This window comes from Mucilaginibacter ginsenosidivorans, assembly GCF_007971025.1.
GTDB classification, from domain to species: domain Bacteria; phylum Bacteroidota; class Bacteroidia; order Sphingobacteriales; family Sphingobacteriaceae; genus Mucilaginibacter; species Mucilaginibacter ginsenosidivorans.
This window is the reverse complement of the sequence record NZ_CP042436.1, coordinates 87,112-108,649: the sequence shown is the minus strand read 5'-3', so window position 1 is coordinate 108,649 and position 21,538 is coordinate 87,112. Positions and strand designations below refer to the sequence as shown.

The 21,538-nt window shown below is 45.0% G+C and carries 20 protein-coding genes; 16 read left to right on the top strand and 4 right to left on the bottom strand.

Features of this window, described 5'->3' with window-relative positions; genetic code table 11:
- Positions 1-2 precede the first annotated feature (2 nt).
- The 5 genes from FRZ54_RS00470 to FRZ54_RS00450 all read left to right on the top strand — a co-directional run bounded on the left by FRZ54_RS00470 (position 3) and on the right by FRZ54_RS00450 (position 2,775).
- Positions 3-518: a DUF2480 family protein gene (locus FRZ54_RS00470; RefSeq protein ID WP_147029693.1), complete on the top strand. Its 516-nt coding sequence runs from the start codon at positions 3-5 to the stop codon at positions 516-518.
- A 25-nt stretch (positions 519-543) separates the two neighbouring features.
- Positions 544-1,332: a DUF3108 domain-containing protein gene (locus FRZ54_RS00465; RefSeq protein ID WP_147029692.1), complete on the top strand. Its 789-nt coding sequence runs from the start codon at positions 544-546 to the stop codon at positions 1,330-1,332.
- A gap of 74 nt (positions 1,333-1,406) precedes the next feature.
- Complete coding sequence (locus FRZ54_RS00460) at positions 1,407-1,976, top strand: DUF3109 family protein (protein WP_147029691.1); 570 nt, start codon at positions 1,407-1,409, stop codon at positions 1,974-1,976.
- 124 nt (positions 1,977-2,100) lie between these two features.
- Positions 2,101-2,346, top strand: coding sequence for a DUF6364 family protein (locus tag FRZ54_RS00455; protein WP_147029690.1), 246 nt, complete (start codon positions 2,101-2,103; stop codon positions 2,344-2,346).
- 6 nt (positions 2,347-2,352) lie between these two features.
- Complete coding sequence (locus tag FRZ54_RS00450) at positions 2,353-2,775, top strand: type II toxin-antitoxin system VapC family toxin (protein WP_228462589.1); 423 nt, start codon at positions 2,353-2,355, stop codon at positions 2,773-2,775.
- A 31-nt stretch (positions 2,776-2,806) separates the two neighbouring features.
- On the opposite strand, the gene FRZ54_RS00445 is transcribed toward FRZ54_RS00450, so the two are convergent.
- The gene (locus FRZ54_RS00445; RefSeq protein ID WP_147029688.1) at positions 2,807-3,313 is read right to left on the bottom strand and encodes a DinB family protein; all 507 of its coding nucleotides are present in this window, start codon (positions 3,311-3,313) and stop codon (positions 2,807-2,809) included.
- A 165-nt stretch (positions 3,314-3,478) separates the two neighbouring features.
- On the opposite strand from FRZ54_RS00445, the gene gmd reads away from it, so the two are divergent.
- Together gmd and FRZ54_RS00435 are read left to right on the top strand one after the other, a co-directional pair.
- The gene (gene gmd / locus FRZ54_RS00440) at positions 3,479-4,615 is read left to right on the top strand and encodes a GDP-mannose 4,6-dehydratase (protein WP_147029687.1); all 1,137 of its coding nucleotides are present in this window, start codon (positions 3,479-3,481) and stop codon (positions 4,613-4,615) included.
- A gap of 32 nt (positions 4,616-4,647) precedes the next feature.
- Positions 4,648-6,279, top strand: a complete 1,632-nt coding sequence (locus FRZ54_RS00435; RefSeq protein ID WP_147029686.1) for a gliding motility protein RemB — start codon at positions 4,648-4,650, stop codon at positions 6,277-6,279.
- A gap of 104 nt (positions 6,280-6,383) precedes the next feature.
- Here FRZ54_RS00435 and dxs read toward each other — a convergent pair whose 3' ends face one another.
- Entirely contained in the window at positions 6,384-8,312 is a 1,929-nt protein-coding gene (gene dxs, locus FRZ54_RS00430) for a 1-deoxy-D-xylulose-5-phosphate synthase (RefSeq protein WP_147029685.1), read from the bottom strand.
- A gap of 230 nt (positions 8,313-8,542) precedes the next feature.
- Between dxs and FRZ54_RS00425 the strand changes: the two genes are divergently transcribed.
- The 3 genes from FRZ54_RS00425 (at position 8,543) to FRZ54_RS00415 (ending at position 13,445) form a co-directional block, all read left to right on the top strand.
- Positions 8,543-9,280 (top strand): segregation and condensation protein A, encoded by a 738-nt coding sequence (locus tag FRZ54_RS00425; RefSeq protein ID WP_147029684.1) that lies wholly within the window; start codon positions 8,543-8,545, stop codon positions 9,278-9,280.
- 114 nt (positions 9,281-9,394) lie between these two features.
- Positions 9,395-10,681 carry a serine hydroxymethyltransferase gene (gene glyA / locus FRZ54_RS00420; protein ID WP_147029683.1) on the top strand — a complete coding sequence of 429 codons (1,287 nt, stop codon included), beginning with the start codon at positions 9,395-9,397 and terminating at the stop codon, positions 10,679-10,681.
- A 4-nt stretch (positions 10,682-10,685) separates the two neighbouring features.
- Complete coding sequence (locus tag FRZ54_RS00415) at positions 10,686-13,445, top strand: PAS domain S-box protein (RefSeq protein ID WP_147029682.1); 2,760 nt, start codon at positions 10,686-10,688, stop codon at positions 13,443-13,445.
- Between the two features lie 74 nt (positions 13,446-13,519).
- Here the strand turns inward: FRZ54_RS00415 and FRZ54_RS00410 are convergent, their stop codons facing one another.
- Complete coding sequence (locus FRZ54_RS00410; RefSeq protein WP_147029681.1) at positions 13,520-14,218, bottom strand: ComF family protein; 699 nt, start codon at positions 14,216-14,218, stop codon at positions 13,520-13,522.
- A 21-nt stretch (positions 14,219-14,239) separates the two neighbouring features.
- Complete coding sequence (gene rlmN / locus FRZ54_RS00405; protein ID WP_147029680.1) at positions 14,240-15,304, bottom strand: 23S rRNA (adenine(2503)-C(2))-methyltransferase RlmN; 1,065 nt, start codon at positions 15,302-15,304, stop codon at positions 14,240-14,242.
- Positions 15,305-15,453: 149 nt separating this feature from the next.
- Here rlmN and FRZ54_RS00400 point away from each other — a divergent pair, with 149 nt between their 5' ends.
- The 6 genes from FRZ54_RS00400 to FRZ54_RS00375 all read left to right on the top strand — a co-directional run bounded on the left by FRZ54_RS00400 (position 15,454) and on the right by FRZ54_RS00375 (position 21,524).
- Positions 15,454-16,620, top strand: a complete 1,167-nt coding sequence (locus FRZ54_RS00400) for an amidohydrolase family protein (RefSeq protein WP_147029679.1) — start codon at positions 15,454-15,456, stop codon at positions 16,618-16,620.
- 119 nt (positions 16,621-16,739) lie between these two features.
- Positions 16,740-17,018, top strand: a complete 279-nt coding sequence (locus tag FRZ54_RS00395; protein WP_147034379.1) for an acylphosphatase — start codon at positions 16,740-16,742, stop codon at positions 17,016-17,018.
- A 37-nt stretch (positions 17,019-17,055) separates the two neighbouring features.
- Positions 17,056-18,582, top strand: coding sequence for a lipopolysaccharide biosynthesis protein (locus tag FRZ54_RS00390; protein WP_147029678.1), 1,527 nt, complete (start codon positions 17,056-17,058; stop codon positions 18,580-18,582).
- Positions 18,579-19,013: a dUTP diphosphatase gene (dut, locus tag FRZ54_RS00385; protein WP_147029677.1), complete on the top strand. Its 435-nt coding sequence runs from the start codon at positions 18,579-18,581 to the stop codon at positions 19,011-19,013. Before FRZ54_RS00390 ends, dut begins: the two co-directional genes overlap by 4 nt.
- A complete protein-coding gene (locus FRZ54_RS00380; RefSeq protein ID WP_147029676.1) occupies positions 19,013-20,755 on the top strand; it encodes a tetratricopeptide repeat protein in 1,743 nt (580 codons plus the stop codon). The genes dut and FRZ54_RS00380 overlap by 1 nt, the downstream gene beginning before the upstream one ends.
- Positions 20,733-21,524, top strand: coding sequence for a DUF4292 domain-containing protein (locus tag FRZ54_RS00375; protein WP_147029675.1), 792 nt, complete (start codon positions 20,733-20,735; stop codon positions 21,522-21,524). The genes FRZ54_RS00380 and FRZ54_RS00375 overlap by 23 nt, the downstream gene beginning before the upstream one ends.
- Positions 21,525-21,538 lie beyond the last annotated feature (14 nt).

Sequence of the window (21,538 nt, the reverse complement as noted above, 5' to 3'; positions counted from 1 at the left end):
AAATGGATATCCAGGAAAATTTCGTGAACAAGGTGGCTCAGAGTGGCTTGGTTACGCTTGACCCCGCCGCTTTTTATCCGCAGGGCGAACGTGTGGTGTATGATATTAAGGATAACCTTTATATGGAGCTGATATTGCGCGAGAAGGATTTCAGGGAGTTTGTTAAAGGACACGACTGGGCTCAATATGCCGGTAAAAACGTTGCTATAACCTGCACTGCAGATGCTATAGTACCCGCCTGGGCCTACATGCTTATTGCCAACAAACTGGCTCCTTATGCCAAAGATGTAGTGTTTGGCGACGTTTCGGTACTTGAAACTGTGTTGTTTGAAAAAGCCATGGCCGCTATGGATGTGGAGCAATATCGCGACCAGCGCATCGTTATTAAGGGGTGCGGCGACACCGAGGTACCCGTATCGGCTTATGTTGAATTAACAAAAAAACTGACGCCGGTAGCCAAAAGTATCATGTTCGGTGAGCCCTGCTCGACAGTCCCTATATATAAACGAAAAGACTAATGATAGCCTTTAATCCCGGTAGCCGATGAAGATATACCTGATCGCATTTCTTCTGGTTGCTACCAGCCTTAATAAAACCCAGGCCCAGGAACTTAATAAAATAGATGAACCTGCTTTTAAGCCCGGCGAGAAGCTGAGCTATAAGATGAAGTATGGTATTTTCACTGCAGCGGAGGCCAATATCCGCGTAGAGGAAACCCCGCTCAAATTTGAAGATAAGCCGTCCTATCATATCATAGCTGAAGGAAAGACCGCAGGCACCTTTGATGTTTTTTATAAAGTACGCAACCGGTACGAGACTTATATAGACGAGCAGACAATTGTGCCCTATTTTTATGCCGAGAACAGGCACGAGGCGAGCTATAAGCACACAGATATTGTCGTATTCAATCATCGTAACCATACCATAAAGGCTAAAAAGGGCGTCTTCCCGCTTGAGGGTAAGGTGTTCGATTTTTTGTCGTCCTATTACTATGCCCGCTGTATCGATGTAACTAAGCTGCAGATAGGCGAAAAGATGGATATACAGTATTTTTTGGAAGATGGCGTGCATACCCTAACCATCACCTATATGGGTAAGGAAAAAGTAAAATGCAGCATGGGTACGTTCAATTGCCTTAAGTTTAACCCCACCATTATACCCGGGCGTATTTTCAGGAAAGACAGCAAACTGTATCTTTGGATAACGGACGACGGTAACCGGATACCGGTAAAAGCACATGTTGAACTCATAGTGGGCAGCCTGACGATGGACCTGACATCGGCAACCGGTTTGAAGTACCCGTTGAATCCGGTGAGTAAAGATGCCGATTAGTTGATCCGGTTGAATGAGTTGGATTGGGTTGATTGAGTTCAGGACGGACCTTTAATTTTATAGTTCAGACTAATATGATAGAAATAGGCAGTGTATTGGTGCATGAAGATGTGGTGAAAGAAAATTTTGTGTGCAACCTGAAGAAATGCAAGGGCGCCTGCTGCCTTGAGGGCGATTCGGGTGCACCCCTCAATCATGATGAACTGGCCATACTTGATGAAATATACCCAAAAGTAAAGCCTTTTATGACTGCTAAGGGTATCCGCACGATAGAGGAAAACGGCACTTATGTTACCGATTTTGAAGGAGACTATACTACCCCCTGCGTGGATACTAATAAGGAGTGCGCCTATGTGACCTGGGAAAACGGGATAACCAAGTGCGCTATCGAGAAAGCTTATGAATATGGTGTTATCAACTGGAAAAAGCCGATCTCGTGTCACCTTTACCCCATCCGCATTACGAAATACCCCGAGTTTGATGTATTGAACTACGACCGCTGGAACATTTGCAGCCCGGCCTGCGCATTTGGCAATGAATTAAAAGTTCATGTGCACGAATTCCTGAAAGAGCCGTTGATACGCAAATACGGTCCGGACTGGTACCGGGAATTGGAAGAGGCGGTGAATGATATAAAACCTTAGCCTATGGTTTCCATTTGCTGGACCGTTCACGAAGTCTTCTCAGGAGTCAGGAGAAGCTCTTTCTAACCAAAATTTTAATAACAAGTAAAATACACGTATCTTTATAATTCAATTTACACGTGTTATGACGACTAAATTAACATTGACTATAGAGGACCACGTAATTGATTCGGCAAAAGCTTACGCGCGGAAAAAGGGAGAGAGTTTATCCAATATAGTAGAAAATTATTTGAAATCGATAACTGCACAAGCAGACAAGGAAATTATTATATCCGAGAAGGTGAGCAGGATGATGGGTGTGATCAAATTGCCCGGGGACTACGACTATAAAACAGAACTTGGAAAAGCTATAACTAAAGAGCACCAATAAATAAATATGAAGAACATATTTATTGACACAAATGTCGTAATCGATTTTTTGGCGGACCGGCGCCCGTTCTCAATTGATGCCGCGAGATTGTTTGACCTGGCTATCAACCAAAAGGTTAAAGTTCACATTTCTGCTGTTTCCTACAACAATATTTACTATATCCTTCGGCAATCTTTGACCCGTGATGTAACGATAAAGTTGTTAGAGGAACTATCAGGGATGACCGAAATAGTCGATGTAACCAATGATATTATCAGGAAATCCTTAAAGACCGACTTTAAAGATTACGAGGACGCTATTCAATATTACAGTGCATTAAGCCTGCCTGAAATTGATTTTATCGTTACCCGCAACTCACGAGACTTTAAGAAAAGTATTATTTCTGTACTTACACCTGCTGAGGCAATAGCTTCGTTGAATAACTTTTGATCCTTGCGTCCTGATAGCTGACCTCCCCGATTTACCTCGTCAACTCTGTTATCCCCGCCATATGATGATCGTCATGGTCGGCGACAAACAAGAAAAGATCCATCGTACGCATAGGCGTTTTTAACCGGGGATGCAACGCTGATTTGAAGATGGTTTGTTCATCCAGATTTTCAAGCATCGATACCGTTTGTGCTCTAATTTGCCTGAAATCGTTCAATAGCTCATCCAGAGATTTCGCGTTGTGATTAGCCTCATCCGTCTTCCGGTTTGCCAGGTCGGTGGGGCGCAATTCTTCTTCGCCATTTATAATGTCTTCCAGCCGTCCCTGCCAAAGCGGCTCGAGGTCGGTCAGGTGACCGATATTTTCTTTTATGGACCAGGCACCTTCGGGCTTAAGGTTTAAAATTGCAACCGGAACTGTCCTCATCTTCTCTTCGAGCCGCGCAGGGGTTCCTTTAAGACGTTCGATAATTGAAGGGAAAATGTTTTGTTCAGTACTGAAATCGAACTTCCTGTCAAACCATTTGGTGTGTTTCATGATAGCGTTGCCTGATTATAACCCGAAACTACTGTTCAATTGGCATAAATCCGCCGGCCTGCAGAGAGTTTTACTTTGAGGTTATAAATATGTCGCGATTGATTACATAGCAACATTTACAATTAAATTGGATAATATTGTATTGTAAATGCGTTTACTTATCCCATGAAAAAGGCGTTGATCACCGGAATTACCGGGCAGGACGGGGCATATTTGGCTGAGTTTCTGCTTAAAAAAGGGTACGAAGTGCACGGTGTCAAAAGGCGCTCATCGCTATTCAACACCGATCGCATCGACCACTTATACCGCGACCCGCACGAAACAGGCGTAAAATTTAAGCTTTATTATGGGGATATGACCGACTCTACCAACCTGATCAGGCTGGTGCAGGAGGTGCAGCCCGATGAGATATACAATCTTGCAGCGCAGAGCCATGTTAAAGTGAGTTTCGAAACTCCTGAATATACCGCAAATGCTGATGGCGTGGGCGTATTGCGCCTGCTCGAAGCAGTCCGCTTGCTTGGGATGACAGAAAAGACCCGCATCTACCAGGCTTCAACGTCCGAACTTTATGGGTTGGTGCAGGCCGTTCCGCAAAACGAAACCACGCCGTTTTACCCGCGATCGCCTTACGCGGTAGCAAAACTGTATGGCTATTGGATAATTGTGAATTACCGCGAAGCTTATAACATGTACGCCTGCAATGGTATCCTGTTCAACCATGAAAGCCCGATACGGGGAGAAACGTTCGTAACCCGTAAGATAACGCGGGCGGCATCGAAGATCGCCCTCGGGCTGCAAAACTGCCTGTACGTGGGTAACTTATTAGCCAAACGCGATTGGGGCCACGCCAAGGATTACATTGAAGCCATGTGGCTGATGCTGCAACAGGATAAAGCCGAGGATTTTGTGATAGCTACCGGCATAACAACAACCGTGCGCGATTTCATAAGATTGTCATTTGCCGAATTAGGGATAGAAATAGAGTTTAGCGGTAAAGATGAGCGCGAAAAGGGCGTTATCATCGATATAGACCAGGATAAAGTAACCGAACTGGGCTTAAATGCCGACGCATTAAGATTTGGCCAGACGGTAGTAAAAGTAGATCCGAAATATTTCAGGCCCACGGAAGTTGAACTGTTGATAGGCGATGCGACAAAAGCCCGCGAAAAACTGGGATGGGTGCCAAAATATGACCTGGAGGCGCTTGTAAAGGATATGATCTGTGCTGATCTTCAGGAGGTCAAAAAAGATGATTATTTAAGAAGAGGGGGTTTTAAGACCCTAAACTATTTTGAATAAGTAAGGTTTTAATAAAACTAAGAGATACCTATATGAAAAAATTATTTACCCCTATTTTGTTGCTGGTGCTGTTTTCGACAGTGGCCAGTGCGCAGTCTGAATATCAGCCTTACTCATACCAGTTCTATCAAAAGCTCAATCCGGATATTTATAACACGCAATCGCGTGCGCATACATCGCTGAAGCCATTTTTTATAGATGACAGCCTGGTCAAACAGCATTATGATGCGTTGATGGGTTTGGGGGTTGATAGCGGTAAACATAGCTGGGCACACCGCAAGTTATTTAATGAGCACCTTTTTGATGTACGCGAAAAGGATTATACCTTTTTTGCAGACTACCTGCCCGACCTTATGATCGGTAAAGATTTTTCGGGAAGCAAAAACACCTGGCTCAACACACGCGGTTACCAGGCAGGCGGTACCATAGGCGGCAAATTTTACTTCTATACCAGTGGTTTTGAGAACCAGGCTGTTTACCCCGAATATCTTAACACGTATATAAACCAGGTGGGGCAGGTTCCGGGCCAGGGCTATGACCGCAGCTCGGGGAAAAATACGAAAGACTGGTCGTATGTAACGGCCCTGATCTCCTATACGCCGGTAAAATACCTGAATATTACGCTCGGACAGGATAAGACCTTTATTGGCGACGGCTATCGTTCCATGTTGTTGTCAGATGTAGCGGCGCCTTATCCGTTCTTCAAACTGACTGGGAAACTTGGCAACGTGCAATATATGGCCATGTGGGCGTATATGGACGATCCGCTGGCACCCAAATTCAACTCGTTTGGCGATGACCGCAGGAAATGGGGCGTGTTTCATTATTTAGACTGGAATGTAAGCAACCGCTTTTCGGTAGGTTTCTTTGATGCGGTGATATGGGCCGCTGCCGACGACCAGGGACATTCGCGGGGTTTCGATTTTCAGTATGTCAACCCGATCATATTCCTGAGACCCGTTGAAGCGCAAAGCGGCTCGGGCGATAATGCCCTTATAGCGATGACAAGCAAGTATAAGATCAGTAATGGTATTACAGTGTATGGTCAATTTTTACTGGATGAGTTTATTTCAAAAGAGTTCTTTTCGAGCGATGGCAGCTCGCGCAATAAGTATAGCTGGCAGCTTGGTGTAAGGGGTGGCGATATGTTCGGTATAAAATCGCTGAGCTATTTATTTGAGACGAACAACACCAAGCCGTATACTTATTCGGAACGTTCAGAGATTATCAATTATTCGGAGCAGGGCGAGCCTCTTGCTCACCCCTGGGGTGCAAATTTTCGCGAATTTGTGGGCCTGTTGAACTATAGTTATAAGCGGTTTGATTTTTCGGGCGAGGTGGATTATGGACACTACGGACTTGACCTAACGGACGGCAGCGGCAATACAATCAATTACGGTAAGGACATTTTCCAGGTGTATATCGACCCGGCGCGGGAATTCGGTAATTACACCGGGCAGGGTTTAACCACCAATATGATCTATCTTGAAGGTAAGGTGGCTTATCTTCTCAATCCAAAATACAACCTTAGGATTGAGCTTGGCGGTATTATACGCGATGAAAAGAATGCGCAATTTCACGACAAGACTGCCTTGTTTACTATAGGACTGAGAAGTTCGTTCAGGAATTTATATACCGATCTGGCAAGTTATAAGACACATTGATATACCTGATGTGCAAATGAGTGGATGTGCAGATATGCAATTCAAATTGTAGATTATTGGATATCCCAGATTATTACCAGGTCATCTGCATATTTGCACATTCATTATGAAGCGATGGTGTGGGCGTTCCTGCGGATGCCCATATTTTTTACCTGCTTAATAATGGCGGCGGCATCGTAACCGCATTCGGCCCAAAGCTCTGGTTGTTCGCCGTGTTCAACAAAATGATCAGGAATGCCTAAGCGTACCACTTCGGCCTGGTAGTTATTGTCGGCCATAAACTCCAGCACGGCGCTTCCCATGCCGCCATCTATGCAGCCGTCCTCGACAGTTATTACCTTTCCGAATTTCTTAAAAATATCGTGAAGCAAAACCTCATCTAAGGGTTTTACAAAGCGAAGGTCGTAATGGGCTGGATAGAAGCCATCGTTATTGAGTTCGACAGTAGCTTTAACAACCTCGTTGCCAATTGTGCCGATAGAAAGGATTGCCACTTCTTCACCGTCGCAAATTTTACGGCCCTTACCAACCTGTATGGCCTTCATAGGGCGCTGCCAGTCGACCATAACACCCGTGCCGCGTGGATAACGGATAACAAACGGACCCATGTTCTCCTGTTGTGCGGTGTACATCAGGTTGCGCAATTCTTCTTCGTTCATCGGCGCTGAAACCGTCATATTAGGGATGCAACGCATATATGCCAGGTCGTAAGCGCCATGGTGTGTTGGCCCGTCAGCGCCGGCGATACCTGCCCTGTCGAGGCAGAAAATAACGTTCAGCTTTTGTATAGCAACATCATGTATCACCTGGTCATACGCCCGTTGCATAAAGCTGGAGTAGATATTACAAAACGGAACAAGCCCCTGGGTTGCCAGGCCTGCCGAGAAAGTAACGGCGTGCTGTTCGGCTATGCCCACATCAAACGCACGCTCGGGCATGGCTTTCATCATCATATTGAGTGAGCAGCCCGACGGCATTGCCGGCGTGATACCCATGATCTTTGGGTTTTGTTCGGCCAGCTCGATAATGGTATGGCCAAACACATCCTGGTATTTTGGAGGCTGCGGCTTTTCGGCCTTGGCTTTTTTGATCTCGCCGGTAATTTTATCGAACAAACCTGGTGCGTGCCATTTGGTCTGGTCCTTTTCGGCCAATGCATAGCCCTTACCTTTAACGGTAACGCAATGCAACAGCTTTGGTCCGGGTATGTCGCGCAAGTCGCGCAACACTCTTACAAGGTGTTTTACATCATGTCCATCGATAGGCCCAAAATAACGGAACTGTAGCGATTCAAATAAGTTACTCTTTTTTAGCAGCGTACCCTTGATGCTTTTCTCGATCTTCTTGGCCATTTTAAAGGCATCGGGACCGATAGAAGATATTTTGGTAAGCACGTGCGCTATATCGTCCCTGAAACGGTTGTAAGGTTTCGAGGTAGTAATATCAGTAAGATATGCTTTTAACGCACCCACGTTTGGGTCTATCGACATATTATTGTCGTTCAATATAACCAGCAGGTTCGAATTTTCGATGCCGGCATGGTTCAGCGCCTCAAAAGCCATACCGCCTGTCATTGCGCCATCGCCTATTACAGCTACGTGCTGACGGTCGGTTTCCCCCTTATAACGCGAAGCCACAGCCATACCAAGGGCGGCAGAAATAGAAGTCGAAGAATGACCCACACCGAAAGTATCGTATTCGCTTTCCGATCGTTTTGGGAACCCGCTTATACCGCCATACATGCGGTTGGTATGAAAAATATCGCGGCGGCCTGTCAGTATCTTGTGCCCGTAAGCCTGGTGGCCAACGTCCCAAACCAACTGATCGTAAGGCGTATTAAGGATATAATGCAGCGCAACGGAAAGTTCAACCGTACCCAAACTTGCCCCGAAATGACCGCCATTTACCGATACTACGTCAATGATATATTGCCGTAATTCCTGGCAAACCTTTTCGAGCTGTTCTTCGGTAAGTTGCTTTAAATCAGATGGGTAGTTTATTTTTTGTAGTAAATCTCCAGCTGTTACCTGCATTGATATCCTTGTAAAAATTCAACTTACAAAAGTAAGCTATTTTAATGTTATTATTTGCGAAAAAAGGCCACAATAATGTATTTAACACAAGGCGGCCCCATTAGTTTAAGTACAGATAATAATAGTGATTTTGCGTAAGTGCTCGCCAGGAAAGTTTTCCACTTTATTTTCCGAATCTTAATAACTTTTATGGCGATACCCGGTTATTAGCGTATACTTTTGGGATTGATATGACTGAAGAGAGTTTCGAGATAAAGTTACCGCAGTTTGAAGGACCCTTCGACCTGTTGCTGTTTTTCATTGAAAGGGATGAGCTGGATATCCAGGATATCCCGATAGCGCGCATTACGGACGACTTTCTGAATTATATCCACCAGATGAACAGCCTGAATATGGAGCTGGCCAGTGAGTTCATCTTTGTGGCGGCTACCCTGATGCGTATCAAGGCGAAAATGTTGCTGCCGCGCTATGAAGCCGAAGAAGGCACGGAGCACGACCCGAAAGCAGAACTGATAAGGAAGCTGATAGAATACAAGAAATTTAAGGAAATATGCGAATTGCTGCGGCCGTTAGAAGACGACCGCTTTAAGCGCGAAAAGCGCGGCAATATTGCCTACGACCTGCAGCAGGTAGATAAAGTGACCGTGCCGGGCGAAGAACTTTCGGAAATCAGCCTGTATAAGCTGATGAATGTGTACGACAAGGTAACCAAACGCTTTTTGAACAGGAGCGAAGAAGTGACCCACACCGTTGTGCAGTATCCCTACACCATAGAAGAGCAGAAAAAAGCTATCAACGACCTGTTGCTGATCAATCAGCGCCTCGACTTCAAATCCATCGCCAACCGTTCGGAAAACAAGGTGCATTTCGTATACAACTTCCTTGCAGTGCTCGAAATGCTTCAGCAGGAAATAATCAGGATACAAATAGGACTGGGATTCAATAACTTTTGGATATCGGCGAGATAGTGAAAAGCATAAAGCCAAAAGTCTAAAGCATTTTTTCTCGTGTTGAAAGCTTTCTGCTTTTTGCCTTCTGCTTTCAGCTTAAAATCCTAAATTAGCGCCGATTTTAGCCCCCACATGAAAAGAGACAAACTGATATTTAAACTGCTGGATGAAGAACAACAGCGCCAGGAAGAAGGCATTGAACTGATAGCTTCGGAAAATTTTGTTAGTCGCCAGGTAATGGAGGCGGCAGGCTCTGTTGCAACCAATAAATATGCTGAAGGCCTGCCCGGAAAACGCTACTATGGCGGGTGCCAGGTGGTAGATGAGATAGAAACCATCGCTATCGAAAGGGCAAAGCAATTGTTCAATGCCGAATGGGTTAATGTTCAGCCGCATTCAGGCGCCCAGGCAAACGCAGCCGTAATGCTGGCCTGCCTGCAGCCCGGCGACAAAATATTAGGGTTTGACCTTTCACATGGCGGGCACTTGACCCATGGTTCGCCGGTTAACTTTTCAGGTAAATTGTACGAACCGCATTTTTACGGGGTAAACAAGGAAACCGGGCTGGTGGATTATGATCAGCTTAAAAAAGTGGCCCTTGCTGAAAAACCAAAGATGATCATCTGCGGCGCGTCGGCTTACTCGCGCGACTGGGACTATGAATTTATCCGTAAAGTAGCTGATAAAGTAGGCGCTTTGGTTTTGGCCGATATTTCGCATCCGGCCGGGTTGATAGCAAGGGGATTACTTAACGATCCGCTTCCGCATTGCCATATTGTTAGCACCACAACACACAAAACGCTCCGCGGCCCGCGTGGTGGTATCATTATGATGGGTAAGGATTTTCCGAATCCATTTGGACAAAAAACGCCGAAGGGCGAAGTTAAAATGATGTCGGCGGTGCTGGACATGGCTGTTTTCCCCGGCACGCAGGGCGGACCGCTTGAACATATTATAGCTGCCAAGGCGGTGGCTTTTGCCGAGGCATTAAGCGAGGACTATATGAAGTATATAGTACAGGTAAAGAAAAACGCCGCTGCTATGGCTAAATCATTCGTCGACCGCGGGTACGAGCTTATCTCGGGCGGTACGGATAACCACCTGATGCTGATAGATCTGCGCAATAAAAATATCACCGGCAAGGCCGCCGAAAATGCTTTGGTAGCCGCTGATATCACTGTAAATAAGAACATGGTTCCGTTTGATGATAAGTCGCCGTTCGTAACATCGGGTATCCGTGTGGGTACCGCTGCTATCACGACGCGCGGCCTGAAAGAAAAGCAGATGGACCTTATTGTCGAACTCATAGATGCTGTAATAATTGATCCCGAGAATGAACCTTCTTTGCGTAAAATACGTAAAAGGGTGCATCGGTTAATGGAGTCGTTTCCATTATACCGGCAAAAAGGCTCGGATTAATTAAGTGAATAAACAGCAATTAGCATTTTCAGAAGATAAACGCTTAACGGCTCTAAGATCATACCCGGTCCTGGAGACATCGCCGCACAAAGAGCTTGACGCAATTACCCGTCTTGCGTCTTTTGTGTGCAAGGCTCCTATTGCGCTAATCACTTTTATTGATGCCGACAAACAATGGGTTAAATCAAGCGTTGGCATCGATCTTAAACAGGTTCCCCGTATCGATTCGTTTTGTACCCATGCCATTGCCGGTACAAGTATACTTGAGGTGGAGGACCTTTGCGAACACGAAACTTTTGCCAAAAATGCTTTTGTTATCAATGAACCACATATCCGTTTTTATGCCGGTGCGCCGCTTATCGATCCTAACGGCTTCAGGCTGGGCGCACTATGCGTAATGGATACAGTAGCCCGGAAACTTGCTAGCGAGCAACTAAATTCGTTGCGCACCCTGGCTGATAACGTGGTATCGCATCTTGTAAGACTCAGGCAGAAAGCTGAGCTCAAAAGCAGTATATCCCGTAACAACGACTTCTTAAGTTTATTCAATACCTCATCCGTTATTCATTGTTTGATGGATAAGGAATTCCGGATAGAAATGGTGAATAAGGCTGCTGCAGATATTTGGGGGTATAAACCCTCGCAGCTTATCGGCGATGTTTTCTGGACATTTTTTTCCGAAGGGATCACCGTTTCTGCAAGGCAGCTCATCAAAAACGGCCTCACCAGGCAGCAAAAGATATTCGAGATAAAAACGCCGGTTTTAACAAACGCAGGCGGTGTAAAATGGCTTATCTGGCAATTGATATTTAAGGATAATAAATGGTATGCTACCGGTCGCGACGTTACTTTGCAGAAAAAGGTCGAGACCGAACTGGATATCCTTTCCTTCGCCGCGAAAAAATCGCCCAGCGGTATCGTGATGCGGGATAATGAGGGGCGGATCATTTGGTTCAACGAAGCGCTGGAGAAACTCCTTGGCTATTCGCTGGATGATGTAAAGGGACAGACAGTGGGCACACTTGTTATAGGCGAAGAAACCGACAGGAACGTGTACAATAGCGCCGTTGAGGCCTTTAAAGAGAATCGCCCTTACGAGATTGAGCTTAAAGTGTATAAAAAAGATGGTAATCCGCTATGGGTTTCCATATCCAACAGCCCCTTATTTAATGAAGATGGCAGCGTTGAGCGTCACATCAGCATGATGGTTGATATCAGCGAACGAAAGGAAGCTGAGAAAGAATTGAAATTATTATCGCTTGTAGCCAGCAGCACTACCAGCGGGGTTGTAATTAACGACAACAAAGGGAAGGTTGAATGGGTGAACAAAGCCTTTGAAACCATAACGGGCTATGGTATATGCGATGCGAAAGGACGGCCACTTGGCGATGTGCTGAAAGGTGAACTGACCGATGTTTCTATTATTCAGAAATCGCGCGAGCTTTCAAGAAATAAACAATCATTCGAGGTCGACCTGCTGGTTTACCGTAAAGATGGTTTACCGCTTTGGATATCGGTTATCAATTCTGTTATACTGGATAATAGCGGTGCGGTTGATAAATATATCGAAGTAATTATTGACATCACTGCTAAAAAGAAAGCCGAGATCGAATTGATAGCGGCGAAAGAAGAAGCCCTGCAGTTGAGCCGTGCCAAGGATATGTTTATATCAGTAATGAGTCACGAGATACGTACGCCGCTAAATGCGGTGATCGGGATGTCGCACCTGCTGCTGGATGATAATACCGAGGAGATACAAAAGGAAAACCTGGGCATACTCAAGTTCTCGGCCGAGAACCTGATGACGCTTATCAATAACGTACTTGATTTTACCAAGATAGAGACCGGTAACATCGAACTGGAAAAGGCAGGGGTTGAATTACATGAACTTGTGCAAAGTATTGCCAGTTCGATGCAGTTTAACGCTAACGAAAAGAAGATCTACCTTAAATATTCGGTCGATGAAGCGATCCCTAAAACGGTAATTGGCGACAGGACACGCCTTTGCCAGATATTGTTGAACCTTGTAGGCAATTCGGTTAAGTTTACCGAAGCGGGCGGCGTGACGATCGATTTGCAGGTTATCGGGCAGACAGACAGCTATGTAAAAATACGTTTTGCCGTTTCTGACACCGGGATAGGCATTGCAAATGACAAAATAAACACCATCTTTGAGTCGTTTAAACAGGCCGAATCGGATACCTCGCGCAAATATGGCGGTACAGGTTTGGGGTTAGCTATCACAAAGAAACTTATAGAGTTACATGACGCCACTATTCATGTGGATAGCGTATTAGGAAAAGGATCGACTTTCTGGTTTACAATAAAATTTGACAAAGAGCACGTGAGTGCCGTAAATGACAATAATAAAGTGGAAACAGGTTTACAATTAAATGTACTGGTTGTTGACGACAACCAGATCAACAGGTTACTGATTAATAAGGTGCTGACCAAGTGGGGGGCAACCATTGAGTTTGCCGAGAACGGGCAGGAAGCGGTGGAAAAGGTAGAAAGCAACCCCAACCTTGATGTAGTATTAATGGACATACATATGCCGGTAATGGGCGGCCTTGAGGCGACCCAGATCATCCGCGCAAAGACCGAGGCGTATTACCAGCAATTACCTATAATAGCCTTGACAGCATCGATGCTGAACAGTGAGATCAATGAGATAAATGGTTCGGGAATGAACGACTATATCCTGAAACCGTTCGATCCGAAAGGACTGTATGATAAGTTAGTTAAGTATCAGAAAGTTAGTTAATCTGTGATTAGTTAATTAGTGATTGGTTATTGGATTTCTTACCCTGAAAATCCTATTAATCATTCAATCGTGTCCTATTCGGCATAGGCTATTGTAGCGATACTCAGCTTCAACCCTTCAACTTTAAGTAATTCTGTACCGCAGGCTTCTAAGGTGGAGCCCGTGGTCACCACATCATCAACAAGCAATACATGCTTGTTTTTTAGTTTTTCGGGATCGTTAACCCAAAACACTTCCTGCATATTCTCGAAACGGGAGAACCGCGACCGGTGCGTTTGCGTTTCTGTTGCCCTTACCCTTACCAGGTTGTTTTCTAACACGGGCACATGGAGTTTTTCGGAGATACCGTCGGCGAAGCAGGCACTTTGATTATAGCCACGTTTGCGCAGCCGGCTCTTATGAAGGGGTACAGGTATGATAAGATCGACCGTTTTGAAAACCGGGCTTACAGCCAGTTGCTCCCCGGCGATATTACCAAGCAGATTGCCGATCTTTTGCACACCTTTATACTTGAACTGGTGCATCAGGTGTTGCATTTTACCGCCTTTTACAAAATAGCAAAGCGCATAGGCAGCTTCTGCATCAAGCTTGCCCCAAAATTGCTGTGCCACAATGTTATCAGGCTTCAGATGAAAGTCGGTAAGAGGCAGGTTGAAACGGCAATCGGTGCAGATCAACTCTTCACCAGCGACCAAATTTTCACCACAGGCCTGGCAAAGCTCGGGGAATAATAAGGCTATGAAATCGGCAAGGTAGCCGGCTTGTAGTTTCATGCCTCAATTTAAGAGTTTTCTTTAAGAAATAACAGTAGTTGACTTATCCTTTATCGCCAGTTGTCCGCAAGCCGCATCGATATCCTTACCCCGGCTGCGGCGGATATTGGTGATGACACCCTGGTTGCGCAAATAATCGGCAAAGGCCTCTATTTTGTCTTCGCCTGCATTCAGGTAATTGGCGAATGAGATCGGGTTGTATTCGATGATGTTGACTTTGCAGGGCACATGCTTGCAGAATTTTGCCAGCTCCATGGCATCCTGTATTTCGTCATTAAAATCATTAAAAACGATGTATTCATAGGTAACCGGATTTTTTGTCCGGGCAAAGTAGTATTTCAATGCTTCTGCCAAAGCTTTCAATGAATTTTGCTCGTTTATGGGCATTATGGTATTCCGCTTTTCGTCGTTAGCGGCATGCAGCGACAGGGCCAGGTTGAACTTCACCTGGTCGTCGCCCAGTTTTTTGATCATTTTGGCAATACCGGCAGTGGACACCGTGATCCTTTTAGGCGACATGTTCAGCCCGTCTTCGGCTGTAATTCGCTCAACCGATTTAAGCACATTACTGTAATTGAGCAGCGGCTCGCCCATTCCCATATATACAATGTTGGTTAGCGGCAGGCCATAGTTCTCCTTAGCCTGTTTATCTATCAGCACAACCTGGTCGTAGATCTCATCAGGATTAAGGTTGCGTTTACGTTCCATATAGCCCGTTGCACAAAACTTACAGGTAAGGCTGCATCCTACCTGCGACGATACGCACGCCGTCATTCGTTCGGGAGCCGGGATCAAAACACCTTCGATAAGGTGGTTGTCATGTAAAACAAAGGAATTTTTTATAGTTTTATCGGCGCTAAACTGTGAGTTGTTAATTTTTACATTATTGATTAAAAAATTTTCATCCAGTTTTTTGCGGAGTTCTTTTGAAATATTGCTCATTTCGTCAAACGAAATGCATGACTTTTGCCAAAGCCACTCATAAACTTGCTTTGCCCTGTAACTTTTTTCGCCCATTTCGGTAAAATGGTCTGCCAGCTCGTCTGCACTTAAGCTACGTATATCTATCTTGCTTTTTGTTGCCACGCTGCAAAGTTACTTAATTTAAAATCAATGCCTTTTTGCGGCCCTTTTTTATTGCCGTAAAAAGAACAATAGATGCCGAATATTGTCTTATTTAATCAGGTAGGGCACTTTTTGCGCTACGATCGGATGGGCATATTAAACTAAGTTGAATGAAAATTTTTAGAGCCGATTACGTTTTTCCAGTTTGTGCCGATCCAATAAAAAACGGGGTAATTACCGTCGATGACGAGGGCAGGATCATTTCCGTTTCAAACAGCCATGATGCAAAGGATAAATCCGTTGAATATTTAAAGGGTATTATCTGCCCCGGATTTGTCAATACGCACTGTCATCTTGAGCTTTCTCACCTGAAAGACAAAATCGCCCCGCGCGAGGGTTTGATCAATTTTATCAAGAACATCCAGTCGGTGCGAAACGCTGATGTCAGTGTGATAGCCGATGCTGCTGAAAAAGCAGATAAAGAAATGTATGACAACGGGATAGTAGCCGTAGGCGATATCTGTAACAGTAATATTACAATACCGGTAAAAGCGAAAAGCAAGATATATTACCATTCCTTTTCGGAGGTGTTTAGCTTCCAACCCGCGCGGGCGCAGGAGGTTTTTGACAAGGCACTTGCGCTTTCGAACGAGTTTAAGCCTGGCTCCAGTTCAATAACTCCGCATTCGCCGTATTCGGTTTCAAAGGAACTGTACAGGTTAATAAAACAGTATTGCGAAACAGGCACGAACCTGCTGAGTATACACAACCAGGAAAGCGACGAGGAGAACAAGTTCTTCCGTTACCGTTTAGGTGGTTTCCTTGACCTGTACGATCATTTCGGCATCGATATCAGTCATTTTAAATCACAGGCGCGCAATTCGCTGCAGTCTATCATCCCGCTGCTAACAAATAAGCAGGAAGTGTTGCTGGTTCACAACACCTGCACCAACCTGAAGGATATTTATTTCATTAAACGGTTCGATACCAAAGTTCATTTCTGTTTCTGCCCGGGGGCCAATCTTTACATTGAGGACAAGCTGCCCAAGGTGGAGCTTTTTATAGACCAGGGATTTAATATTACCCTCGGTACGGACAGCCTGGCATCGAATACCAAACTCTGCATTTTGAACGAGATGCGCCTTTTACAGGAAAAATTTCCCGTACTTACGACCGAAAGACTGGTCCAATGGGCTACCCTGAACGGCGCCAAATACCTGGGCATAGTCGACGAAAAAGGTACGATAGAAGAAGGCAAAATGCCGGGGCTTAACCTGATCACCGGTCTTGATAACCTCAGGATCACTTCGGCTACTAAAGTAAGGCGTTTGATTTAATTCTTGGCGATCTAAAATATAAGCGAGGATTTAAACAGAATTTTAGATCTTGCGTTAATATTTTGCAGAGATCGGGCACTATAATTTCCGCGATATTTTAACGGTTACAGCTAACTATGATAAAACATTTCGATATCACCGTCGCCGGTCATGTACAGGGCGTTTTTTACCGTGCGTCGACCAAGGCGGTTGCCGACCAGCTTGGCGTAAAGGGTTTTGTTAGGAACGAGCCGGATGGCAGTGTGTTTATTGAGGCTGAGGGAGATGCGGTATCATTGAGCATGTTTTTGGATTGGTGCAAAGAAGGGCCGGAACATGCCGAAGTAATTTCTGTTCGATCGGATGAAGGCGAATTAAAAAACTATCGTAATTTTGAAGTGTTGCGAAAAAGCCGGTAACGCAAGCCCGGTTATATTTAACTATCCTATTTGATCATTGTCGACCGCTAAAAAATTTGCAGGGCAAACAGCAGTTTACGGTATAACAACCATTGCAGGCCGCGTATTAAGCTTTTTTCTTACACCTGTTTACACCAAGGCATATGCCACAGGCACCTATGGCATCCTGACGACGATGTTCAGCTATGTTTCTATTCTGAATGCGGTGATGGCGTTTGGCATGGAAACCACCTTTTTCAGGTACCTGAATAAATATGAAAATAATAAGCAGCGCGTTTATAATAACGCTTTTGCCTCGGTATTCGCTATCACTATCATCTTCCTGTTGCTTACGTTACCCTTTATCGGGCATATTGCCGACTATATTAATGTAAGCAGTGCAACCAAGGCGGGGCATAAGTTATCCGGCACGGCTGCAGGCACCAGTCATTCTGATTTTGTCCATTACGTAAACTATTTCCTGGCTATACTGGCGATAGATGCCTGGTGCGTTATCCCCTTTGCCAAAATACGGGCCGAAGGAAGGCCTGGCAGGTACGGGCTTATCAAGATCATCAACATTGCTATTTTTATTACGCTCAATCTTATTTTTATATGGGGTTTGCCTTTTTGGCTGCGCCATAATTTAGCCGGGTCGGCCTGGATAAGCGGGTGGTACATAAAAGGATGGGTAGGCTATGTTTTCCTCTCGAACCTGGTAGCAAGTGTTATTACGCTGGTGCTTTTGTTGCCTGAATTGTTAAAGATAAAATTCCGGATCGACCGGAAAATGCTCGTTGAGATGTTTACATACAGCTGGCCGGTTTTGATAGCTAATTTATCGTTCCTGGTAAACGAAAATGCAGACAAACTGATGCTGGGCTGGTTGCTTCACCCGAATATAGCCTTACGCGAAGTAGGCATTTATGGCGCATGCGCCAAAATATCCATCTTCCTCAGCATTTTTGTGCAGGCGTTCAGGCTTGGCGCCGAACCATTCTTTTTTAGTCATGCGAAGAACAAGAATGCTGTTCAGACTTATGCACGCATCATGAATTATTTTGTGATAACGGTATGCGTGATATTTATAGCGCTGATAACCAATATCAACATTCTTAAATATTTTATACCCAACCGAAGCTACTGGGTTGGGCTGGATGTGGTGCCGCCACTTGTTTTTGGTTACGTTAGCCTGGGTATTTACATGAATCTGTCGGTATGGTATAAGTTGTCCGATCAAACCAAATATGGGCTGTATATTTCAGGTATCGGCGCGATAGCCACCATAGTTTTAAATGTGCTGTTCATACCCAAATACAGCTATATGGCATCGGCGTGGACATCGCTCATCGCTTATACTATTATGATGGTGCTGTCGTACCTGTGGGGCCAAAAAAACTACCCGATACCCTACAATTTAAAAAAGAACCTGTCTTATATAATTTCCTCAATTATAATCGTTTTTGTATCGTTCTATATCTTCAAGCGTAATATCTTTGCAGGCGACGCTTTATTGATACTATACGCTTTGGCAGCATTCTATTTCGAGCGGAACGACTTAAAAAGCATACTAAGCAAACGATGATCATCAGGATAATTAACAGGTCTAAAAACAATTTACCGGCTTATGAAACTGCCCATGCCGCAGGCATGGACCTGCGTGCCGACCTGGAAAGCGCCGTAATTTTACAGCCTATGGAGCGTAAACTGATCCCGACAGGTTTGCATATCGAGCTGCCTGAAGGGTTTGAGGCGCAGATACGGCCGCGCAGCGGACTGGCGTTTAAACACGGCATAGGTATCGTAAACTCTCCAGGAACGGTTGACGCTGATTACAGGGGAGAGATCAAGGTATTGCTTATCAATTTTTCTGCTGAGCCTTTTGAGGTCAATACCGGCGACAGGATAGCACAAATGATAGTTGCCCGGCACGAGAAGGTAAGCTGGGAGGAAGTAGAAATATTAAACGAAACATCGCGCGGTGCGGGTGGTTATGGACATACCGGGGTAGGATAATGAAAAAACTGCGGATCATATTTTCGATACTTTTAATGCTGCCTTTTGTAGTATTAGCCCAAAAGGATAGTACTAACAAAGCAAACCGGGTGGTGATGGTTGTGGGTAAGCCGCTTACCCCTGGCGACAGCGTAATGGTGAAACAACTTTTCTTTTCCGCGTTGCGCGACAAGACGATAGAGAACACCACTCTGGCCGCTGAAATGTTCAACCAGGTTTTGCAGGTGGACCCGGCAAACGACGCCGCCATGTACGAACTGGCCTCCCTGAAAAAAGATCAGAACGACTATGAATCGGCGCAGGACCTGCTTGAAAAAGCAGTAACGGTAAAACCCGAAAATGAGTGGTATTGGGTGGCACTTGCCGATTGTTATGAAAAGAACAATGATGCGACGAAGCTGGAGAACGTATTTAATGAACTCTTAAAAATAAACCCGGATAAGCCAGATTATTACTTTGACCAGGCCAATGTTTATTATATCGAGAAGAAATACGACCAGGCATTGGCCGTTTATGAAAAGCTCGAAAAGATGATTGGCCCGTCTGATGAAATAATTGCTAAAAAGGAAAACATTTACCTGAAACAGGGCAAGGTTGATAAAGCTGCAGCCGATATTCAGGGATTGATAGATGCCAATCCATCCGAGATACGGTACTATTTATTGCTCGGCGAGATATACAATTCTAACGGGTTCCAGGACAAAGCGCTTAAAGTATTGAAAGATGCTGAACAGGCCGATCCCGGCAGTGGTCGCGTTCACCTGGCGCTGGCAGACATTTACCGTGACAAAAAAGATAACGAAGCAAGCTATAACCAACTGATGCTGGCCTTTAAATTGCCCGATCTGGAGATAGAGCAGGAAGTGAAGATAGTGCTGGGATACGTTCCTAAATTCCCCGATCCGAATGCAAAAGCGAGCGCACTGGAACTAAGCAGGTTGCTTACCGTGGCCCATCCTGATGATGCCCGCAGCTATGCGTTGTATGGCGATATGCTGATCCAGAATGAAAAATATCCGGAAGCAAAAACCAATTACAAAAAATCTCTCGCCCTTAACGACCAGGTTTACGAGGTGCAGGAGCAATTAGTAAGGCTAGATTTGGGCAGCAACCAGTTAGACGAAGCTATTAAAGACGGTGAGAATGCTTTATCGCTATTTCCCAACCAGGCATGGCTCAACTATTTGGTTGGCGTTGCATACGAACAGAAAAAGGACTTCAAAAAAGCTCTGAGCTATGTAAAAAATGCTACTTCGCTCGAGAGCCAGGATAATGATCTTTTAGCGCAAAGCTATTCGGTTTTGGGCGACTGTTACCATTCGATGGGCGACGAGCAAAAGTCGGACGATTCGTATAACAAAGCATTAAGTTATAATCCTGACAACGCGTATACGTTGAATAATTATGCATACTATCTCTCGGTACGCGGCGCTTCGCTGGATAAGGCCGAAGCGATGTCGAAGCGCTCGAACGAGCTTCAACCCAATACGGCTTCATTTGAGGATACTTATGCATGGATACTATTTAAGCAAAAGAAATTTACCGAGGCAAAGATCTGGATCGAAAAGGCGATTTCACATGATAAAGATCACAGCGCTGTACAAACCGAGCATTATGGAGACATTATGTACCAGCTCGGCGATAAGGACAGCGCGTTGGAGAATTGGAAAAAAGCAAAACAATACGGAGGCGGTTCACCTGTTTTAGAACGGAAGATCAATGAGAAAAAATACATTGAATAAGCTGTTCATTGTTTGCGGCTTGCTGGCGATAGTAAGTTGTAAGGCAAAAAAACAGATGCTTGTAAGTAAGGTCAGTAAAGATACGATCGCGGCCAGTTCGCCTGTATTAATGACGAGGCTGAACAGCATAAGATCTGCACAGTTAAATTTTGCGACGTTTTCGGGCAAGGCTAAAACCCAGCTTAACATTAACGGAAGCGGCAATAATGTGACGATGAACGTTCGCATAGAAAAGGGAAAAAGGATATGGGTGTCTGTCACCGCCATCGTTGGGATCGAAGTTGCTCGCGCTCTGATAACGCCCGATAGTATATTGGTGATCAACAAACTGCAGGACCTGTACCTGCGTAAGCCTTTTAATTATATCTACAGGTATACCAGCGAGAAGCTTGACTATAGTTCGGTCGAGGCACTTATGGTGGGGAATGCCATACCGCAATTGCTGGATGAGAAAGCCGAGCTGAAAACCGATACCGCTGATACCGAAATTAAAGGAACGCTGGATAACCTGGTTTACAACCTGGTAGTAGGCGCTGATCTGAAAGCGAAAGAAACCAATTTATCAAACCCCGGCGAAGCGCAGGAACTGCATGTTAACAACAGCGGACCCGTGGCAGTTGGGGATAGGAGCTTGTCGTCGCAGATCGACATTAACTCGGTAGTTGGTAACAAAAAAATAAAGATTAGCCTGCATTACATTAAGGTGGATTTGGATAAACCGCTTGAATATCCGTTCAATATTCCCGATGACTATTCCCCGGCGAGGTAAAATTTATATTTTTG

Coding starts and splice junctions, on each gene's coding strand:
- FRZ54_RS00470 (WP_147029693.1), top strand. CDS start 3: ATGGATATCCAGGAAAATTTCGTGAACAAGGTGGCTCAGAGTGGCTTG.
- FRZ54_RS00465 (WP_147029692.1), top strand. CDS start 544: ATGAAGATATACCTGATCGCATTTCTTCTGGTTGCTACCAGCCTTAAT.
- FRZ54_RS00460 (WP_147029691.1), top strand. CDS start 1,407: ATGATAGAAATAGGCAGTGTATTGGTGCATGAAGATGTGGTGAAAGAA.
- FRZ54_RS00455 (WP_147029690.1), top strand. CDS start 2,101: ATGACGACTAAATTAACATTGACTATAGAGGACCACGTAATTGATTCG.
- FRZ54_RS00450 (WP_228462589.1), top strand. CDS start 2,353: ATGAAGAACATATTTATTGACACAAATGTCGTAATCGATTTTTTGGCG.
- FRZ54_RS00445 (WP_147029688.1), bottom strand. CDS start 3,313: ATGAAACACACCAAATGGTTTGACAGGAAGTTCGATTTCAGTACTGAA.
- gmd (WP_147029687.1), top strand. CDS start 3,479: ATGAAAAAGGCGTTGATCACCGGAATTACCGGGCAGGACGGGGCATAT.
- FRZ54_RS00435 (WP_147029686.1), top strand. CDS start 4,648: ATGAAAAAATTATTTACCCCTATTTTGTTGCTGGTGCTGTTTTCGACA.
- dxs (WP_147029685.1), bottom strand. CDS start 8,312: ATGCAGGTAACAGCTGGAGATTTACTACAAAAAATAAACTACCCATCT.
- FRZ54_RS00425 (WP_147029684.1), top strand. CDS start 8,543: ATGACTGAAGAGAGTTTCGAGATAAAGTTACCGCAGTTTGAAGGACCC.
- glyA (WP_147029683.1), top strand. CDS start 9,395: ATGAAAAGAGACAAACTGATATTTAAACTGCTGGATGAAGAACAACAG.
- FRZ54_RS00410 (WP_147029681.1), bottom strand. CDS start 14,218: ATGAAACTACAAGCCGGCTACCTTGCCGATTTCATAGCCTTATTATTC.
- FRZ54_RS00400 (WP_147029679.1), top strand. CDS start 15,454: ATGAAAATTTTTAGAGCCGATTACGTTTTTCCAGTTTGTGCCGATCCA.
- dut (WP_147029677.1), top strand. CDS start 18,579: ATGATCATCAGGATAATTAACAGGTCTAAAAACAATTTACCGGCTTAT.
- FRZ54_RS00380 (WP_147029676.1), top strand. CDS start 19,013: ATGAAAAAACTGCGGATCATATTTTCGATACTTTTAATGCTGCCTTTT.
- FRZ54_RS00375 (WP_147029675.1), top strand. CDS start 20,733: ATGAGAAAAAATACATTGAATAAGCTGTTCATTGTTTGCGGCTTGCTG.